The following is a 6,513-nucleotide window of genomic DNA, read 5'->3' as shown; positions in this document are numbered from 1 at the left end:
CCCCATTCAAATCTCCCCGCCGTTGTTGGTGTTGTCACCAACAACTCAACGCCATGCACTATCGCTTTGTGAACAATCAGTGAGGAAGTTGTTGATGACAACGGTGGCAAACAGCAAGTTGTAAATTTCATTAACTATCTTAGCATACATGGCTGAAATTAACTTTGACTACCATCCGCAATTTTTTACTGCAACCATTTTGGAGTGGAAACCATTGTTAATTGACGATACATATAAGGATATTATTATAAAGAGTCTTTTATATCTGAAAAATGAAGGAAGCATAGTTGTTTATGGCTTCGTGATAATGCCCAATCATATTCATTTAATATGGCAGATACAGGATGGGCATACACGAGATTTGATTCAAATGCGCTTCCTGAAATTTACTGCCCAGCAAATGAAATTTAGGTTGTTAGATACTGATGATAGTCAATTAGCGTCGTTTATGGTTAATGCCAAAGACAGAAAATACCAATTTTGGGAGCGAAATTCTTTAAGTATCGATTTATGGTCTCCAAAAGTTTTTATGCAGAAGTTGGATTATATCCATAACAATCCTTTACAAGATAAATGGAAGCTGGCTCAATATACTGAAGATTATAGATATTCGTCGGCCAGGTTTTATGAAACAGGAATAGATGAGTTTGATTTAATTACACATCATGCCGGGTAAAAGTTGTTGGTGACAACACCAACAACGGCGGGGAAGATAACGGTTTCCTTTTCTTCGGCTTTGATGAAAAGGTGTACGCTGATCATTTTTTGGGGAGTGGGGATTTTAGAACGTTTTTGTTATTGCGCCATTGTTGGGCGCTACCAACAATTAATGCATGTTAATCCCCATTCAAATCCACCTGATATATAGGCTTTAAGCACGGATTTAATTATTTAATAAATCCGTAACAATCGTTTTACCAACCCTTGGCATCTCCCTAATTTGTAGTATACTTGTTCCTTTACGCAATTTATTTGACTGAACATGAAACTAAAACTGATGGCAGGTTGCAGCCTTGCCTTTACGTTGGCCGCAAGCGTGGGTTACGCCCAGCAGCCAGCACCTCCCACCACTACCACACCCGCCGGTTCTGTTTACGATTATCACGAAACTTTTGGTCCTGGGTTTTACACTAAAAATGGTACTGAATTTCGCGCAGCAAGCGGCGAGCCAGGATATAAATACTGGCAAAATCGCGCCGATTATCAATTGGCTGCCAAATTGAACGATCAAACTAATGAAATTACCGGTTCGGAAGTTTTAACTTATACCAACAACAGTCCGCAAACCTTAGGTTTTGTATGGATGCAGCTGGATCAAAACTTGTTTAAGCTTGATTCAAGAGGTACAGCTATTGTTCCACCGGCTGGAAGCCGCAACTGGGGCCGCGGTGAAGCATTTGATGCCGGTTATAAAATTAAATCTGTAAAGGTTGCAGGCCTGAAAGGCGAATATGTTGATGTTAAATTCCTGATCACTGATACAAGGATGCAGGTTTTCCTTCCGAAGGAAATTACAGCCAATGGCGGACAGGCTAAACTGAAAATCGAGTACTCATTCGTTTCTCCAAATTACGGATCAGACCGTATGGGCTACCTGCAAACCAAAAATGGTAAAGTATATACCATTGCGCAGTGGTACCCACGCGTATGTGTGTATGACGACGTAATGGGCTGGAACACACTTCCATATAGCGGCCCGGGCGAATTTTACCTGGAGTACGGTGATTTCGACCTGAATATTACGGCCCCCGCTAATCATATCGTAGTAGCATCGGGCGAATTATTGAACCCGCAGGAAGTATATACCCCAGAGCAATTGAAACGCTGGGCAGCTGCCGAAAAAAGCGAAAGCACGGTGATCATCCGTAGCGCAAGCGAGGTTACCGATCCAAAATCACGCCCTGCCGGCAAAGCCGAACTAACATGGCACTTTAAGATCAAAAATGCCCGTGATGCTTCATGGGCTTCATCAGCCGCATTCATTGTTGATGCTGCAAAAATGGACCTGCCAAGCGGTAAAAAATCAACTGCAATATCAGCCTACCCGGTTGAAAGCGATGGCAACGATGCATGGGGCCGTTCAACCGAGTACGTTAAAAAATCTATCGAATACAACTCTTCAAAATGGTTTGAATACCCTTACCCTGCTGCTACAGCTGTCGCCGGTATTGTTGGTGGTATGGAATACCCGGGTATCGTTTTCTGCGGAGCTAAAGCAAAAAAAGCAAGTCTGTGGGGAGTAAACGACCACGAGTTTGGTCATACCTGGTTCCCGATGATCGTGGGCTCAAACGAGCGTATGTACGGTTGGATGGATGAAGGTTTCAATACTTTCATCAACACGCTGTCTACCGCTAACTTTAACAATGGCGAATACAAAAGTACCCGTGTGCCTGACATGCATGTCACCGGAAGTAACTTTACCAGGCCTGATCTTGAGCCGATCATGAGCCAGCCGGCCAACCTGAAAGAAAGAAATACGGGTACCTTGCTTTACTCAAAACCAAGCGCAGGTTTAGTATTGCTGCGCGAGCAGATCTTAGGGCCTGAGCGTTTCGATTTCGCGTTTAAAACTTACATTAATCGTTGGGCATTTAAACACCCGACTCCTGATGACTTTTTCCGCACCATTGAAAACGCAGCCGGCGAAAACCTGCAATGGTTTTGGAGAGGCTGGTTCTTGAACGACTGGCGTTTGGACGTTGCTGTAAGCGACGTAAAATATGTTGATAACGATCCAACCAAAGGTTCACTGATCACTTTAGACAACCTGGGTAAAATGGCGATGCCGGTTATCCTGGAGATCAAAACCAAAGGCGGTAAAGTTGATCGTATAAAACTACCTGTTGAAATTTGGGAGCGTTACGCTTCATGGACATTCAAATATCCATCAACAGAAGAAATTGAATCGGTTACTTACGATCCGGACAAAGTATTGCCTGATTACAACCAGGACAATAACGTTTGGAAGAAATAATAGAAGAAACCCGGTTTACGCCGGGTTTTTTGTTTGAATGGCATTTATGTTCTCCTCGCTATTGTTGTCACCATAGGTGTTCGGAAGATAAAGACTGGTTGGAAATGCTGGTTAAAAAGCCATGTCATTGCGAGGAGCGGCATGGACAAAAGCACTTGGGCGACGCGGCAATCCCGTAGCTCTACAGGGCGGACATGCATAGGCTACGAGATTGCCGCGCTACGCTCGCAATGACATTTTTTTATTTTCGCCGTTGTTGGTGTTGTCACCAACAACTCTTTTGATCCCCGATGTATTTATAGCACCGGAAATCTAACTTCAAAAGCAGCGTGTAAAGCTGTTGGTGACAACACCAACAGCGGCGCAAGAGAAAGTCTCCCCTTTAGGGGAGATTTAGAGGGGCGTTCTTTGTAACAATGAAGTTCAACTGACAAACAATTACGCTCTACACCGTTAATTTACATGATCAAACACAAACTATCATGAAAAACAAAGTATGGTTAATAACCGGCTGTTCAACCGGTTTCGGCAGAGAGCTGGCAAAGCTTGTTTTACAATCAGGCTATAAGGCTGGTGTTGCAGCACGCAATACAGAGGATGTAAAAGACATTGTTGAGGCTTATCCGCAAACAGCAGTGGCGCTAAAGCTTGATGTAACAAAAGCTGATGAGATCAAAGTGGCAGTTGAAACAGTGACACAAAAATTTGGCACCATTGACGTATTGGTGAACAATGCAGGTATAGGATATTTTGGTGCTATTGAAGAGAGCGAGGAGGATGAAGTAAGGCGCATGTTCGAGATCAACTTTTTTGGTCTTGCCAATGTGACCAAAGCTGTTTTGCCAATTATGCGAGCGCAAAAAAGTGGGCATGTGGTTAACGTAGCATCCATTGGCGGACTGGTGGCTTTCCCCGCAGTAGGTTTTTATAACGCAACTAAATTTGCTGTCGATGGATACTCTGAAGCGCTATCTAAAGAAACCAAACATTTGGGCATTAAGGTTACGGTGATTGCACCAAGTGGTTTCCGTACCGATTGGGCCGGTCGTTCGGCTAATAACAGCAAGATCGTTATTGACGATTACAAAGAAACCGCAGGTACCAATAAAAACAATATTCGCGGATACAGCGGCAAGCAACCCGGCGATCCGGAACGCGCGGCCAAAGCTATTGTCGACGCAGTTGAAGCCGAAAATCCACCGTTACGCTTGTTATTAGGTAAAGCCGCATTGAAAGGCGCACGCAATAAACTGCAGGAGTTACAAAAAGATTTTGATACCTGGGAAGCGACTACCGTAGGCGCCGATTTTCCGGAAGGGGAGTAAAGCTTTCGTTCTCACTTTGCAGGTTTAAGTGTCTCCGCTTGAACCCATATATCGGTAAGCGTCCACGCTTAATTTATTAAGTTAATAACCGGGAGCGTGGACGCTCCATTTAAAAAAGGTTCAAGCGTCAGACGCTTAAACCTGCATGAGTAAGGAGATTACTTTTAAGCCACGCAGTTTTTTCGTAAATTGCATCCACAGTAAACTGAAGTCTATGGGACAGATTGTAATTGTTGCCTATAAACCCAAACCAGGCAAGGAGGAAGCACTAAAACAATTGATGAAAACACATTTGCCGCGCCTGAAACAAGAAGAGCTGGTAACCGACCGCGAATCCATCATCATGGAGGCTACTGACGGAACTATCATAGAGGTTTTTGAATGGCTAAGTGCCGAAGCCATCGCGAATGCGCATAGTAACAAAGCAGTTCAGCAAATGTGGGGCGAATATGCCGAGGTCTGTGATTACGTTCCGCTGAATACTTTGAAGGAAGCCGGGAATATGTTTGCCGGTTTTACGCCTGTTAATTAAAAAAGCTCTCTGTGTCCCTTACTTTAAATACAGATCAAAAAGCTGCATTCAAGGCAATCCAAAAATTTCTTGATCATCCCGCTGCCGATGTTTTTGTGCTGAAGGGCTATGCCGGTACGGGTAAAACCTTTTTGATGCAGCACATTGCACAATGGCTGAAGGAAAAGGAAAAGAAGTTTTGCATGCTGGCGGCAACGGGTAGAGCTGCTACTGTTCTAAGAGGAAAAACAGGTTTCTCCGCCTCAACAGTTCATGGCGAACTATATAATTTTGATAAGATAGACGGTCTTGATGAAGAAACACTGGCCGAAAATTCAGGGTCTGGTATCGCCGGACAAATGACCATGCAGTTTTTAACCCGCCCGGCAGATAGCGAAACTACCATTTATATTGTTGATGAGGCGTCGATGCTTTCCGGGGCACCGACCGAGGGAAATAATATTGCCGTTTTTGGTTCGGGGATCCTGTTGGAGGATTTTTTCCAGGTAGCCAATAAAAGCAAGATCATTTTTGTTGGCGATCCCTGCCAGTTACCGCCCGTAGGGCAAACGTTTAGTCCGGCGTTAGATACCGATTGGCTGGCCAAACAACACCGTTTTCCGGTATCAGTTAAGCTCTCAAAGATAGAACGCAATAAAGATGATAACGACATATTGGTTTTAGCAGGAGCTATCCGCGCTATGACCGAAAGCCGGGAACGGATCAAGTTTCCTAAAATTCCGGCGTCAAAGCTTAACAATGTGAAGCTGCACACTACAGATGATGCCATGTTTAGTCTGTATGCCGCTAACTATAAAGCAGCAGGCCCCAATAGCTGTCTCGCCATTGCGCGGAGCAACAAAAAAGTACAAATGATAAACCGGGATATGCGCCGCGAGCTTTTTGGTTCGGGATATGTGCCTTTGCAGGTTGGCGATGTACTGTTGGTAACACAGAATAACTATTCGGTCCCGCTGACAAACGGCGATTTTGTGATTGTGAATGAACTTGAAGAGGTAGAGCAAAAGCTTGATATGAAATTTCAAAAAGTACTGGTTACGGCGCTTGCCTCCGGGAAGGAATTTAAGATGCTGCTTTCGTTAGATACGCTTGAAAGTTTAAAGGGTAACCTCACCAACGAACAAGCCAAAGCGCTGATGATTGATTTTAACAACCAGATGAAAGCTAAGGGATATCATCAAAAAAGTGAGCCGTACAAGGAAGCCATGCGTGAAGATCCTTATCTCAATTGCCTTAAAGTTTCGTACGGTTATGCAGTTACCTGCCATAAAGCGCAGGGAGGTGAGTGGAACAATGTTTACCTGTTTTTAGATAAAAGCATGTACGGCTCATCGTACTATGAACTTTGCAAATGGTGGTACACCGCTGTTACCCGTGCAAAAAATGAATTGAATTTGGTGAACGACTGGTGGATTTCGTAGGATATTAAAAAAAGGGGCCGATGGTAGGTGTTGCACCGACATTGAAGTTATATAAAGTCATGTCATTGCAAGGAGGAACGACGAAGCAATCGCATACTATACAGGGCGGATATGCTTCCGTGCGATTGCCACGCTACGCTTATAATGACGTGCATGTAAATCATTCATAATCAAGCTGCATTTTGGAGAGTAAGACCGAGTTTTTGAGCTTCTTTTTGCAGACGAGCAAGCTTTCTTGCCTTTTGTACTTCTGCATCC

General features: G+C 44.1%; 5 protein-coding genes. All 5 read left to right on the top strand.

What is annotated here, in order from left to right; genetic code table 11:
- Window positions 1-148 precede the first annotated feature (148 nt).
- The 5 genes from VF500_RS13660 to VF500_RS13640 all read left to right on the top strand — a co-directional run bounded on the left by VF500_RS13660 (window position 149) and on the right by VF500_RS13640 (window position 6,255).
- Window positions 149-676: a transposase gene (locus VF500_RS13660; RefSeq protein WP_330860203.1), complete on the top strand. Its 528-nt coding sequence runs from the start codon at window positions 149-151 to the stop codon at window positions 674-676.
- Between the two features lie 306 nt (window positions 677-982).
- On the top strand, window positions 983-2,977 hold the full coding sequence (locus VF500_RS13655; protein ID WP_330860202.1) for a M1 family metallopeptidase: 1,995 nt from the start codon (window positions 983-985) through the stop codon (window positions 2,975-2,977).
- 482 nt (window positions 2,978-3,459) lie between these two features.
- Entirely contained in the window at window positions 3,460-4,302 is an 843-nt protein-coding gene (locus VF500_RS13650) for an oxidoreductase (protein WP_330860201.1), read from the top strand.
- A 214-nt stretch (window positions 4,303-4,516) separates the two neighbouring features.
- A complete protein-coding gene (locus VF500_RS13645) occupies window positions 4,517-4,834 on the top strand; it encodes a hypothetical protein (RefSeq protein WP_330860200.1) in 318 nt (105 codons plus the stop codon).
- Window positions 4,835-4,845: 11 nt separating this feature from the next.
- The gene (locus VF500_RS13640; protein WP_330860199.1) at window positions 4,846-6,255 is read left to right on the top strand and encodes an ATP-dependent DNA helicase; all 1,410 of its coding nucleotides are present in this window, start codon (window positions 4,846-4,848) and stop codon (window positions 6,253-6,255) included.
- The last annotated feature ends 258 nt before the right edge of the window (window positions 6,256-6,513 follow it).

The sequence above is a fragment of the Mucilaginibacter sp. genome (genome assembly GCF_036383575.1).
Taxonomy (GTDB): Bacteria; Bacteroidota; Bacteroidia; order Sphingobacteriales; family Sphingobacteriaceae; genus Mucilaginibacter.
Note: the sequence above shows the minus strand (reverse complement) of the source record. Positions and strands in the feature narration are given on the sequence as shown.

Coding starts and splice junctions, on each gene's coding strand:
- VF500_RS13660 (WP_330860203.1), top strand. CDS start 149: ATGGCTGAAATTAACTTTGACTACCATCCGCAATTTTTTACTGCAACC.
- VF500_RS13655 (WP_330860202.1), top strand. CDS start 983: ATGAAACTAAAACTGATGGCAGGTTGCAGCCTTGCCTTTACGTTGGCC.
- VF500_RS13650 (WP_330860201.1), top strand. CDS start 3,460: ATGAAAAACAAAGTATGGTTAATAACCGGCTGTTCAACCGGTTTCGGC.
- VF500_RS13645 (WP_330860200.1), top strand. CDS start 4,517: ATGGGACAGATTGTAATTGTTGCCTATAAACCCAAACCAGGCAAGGAG.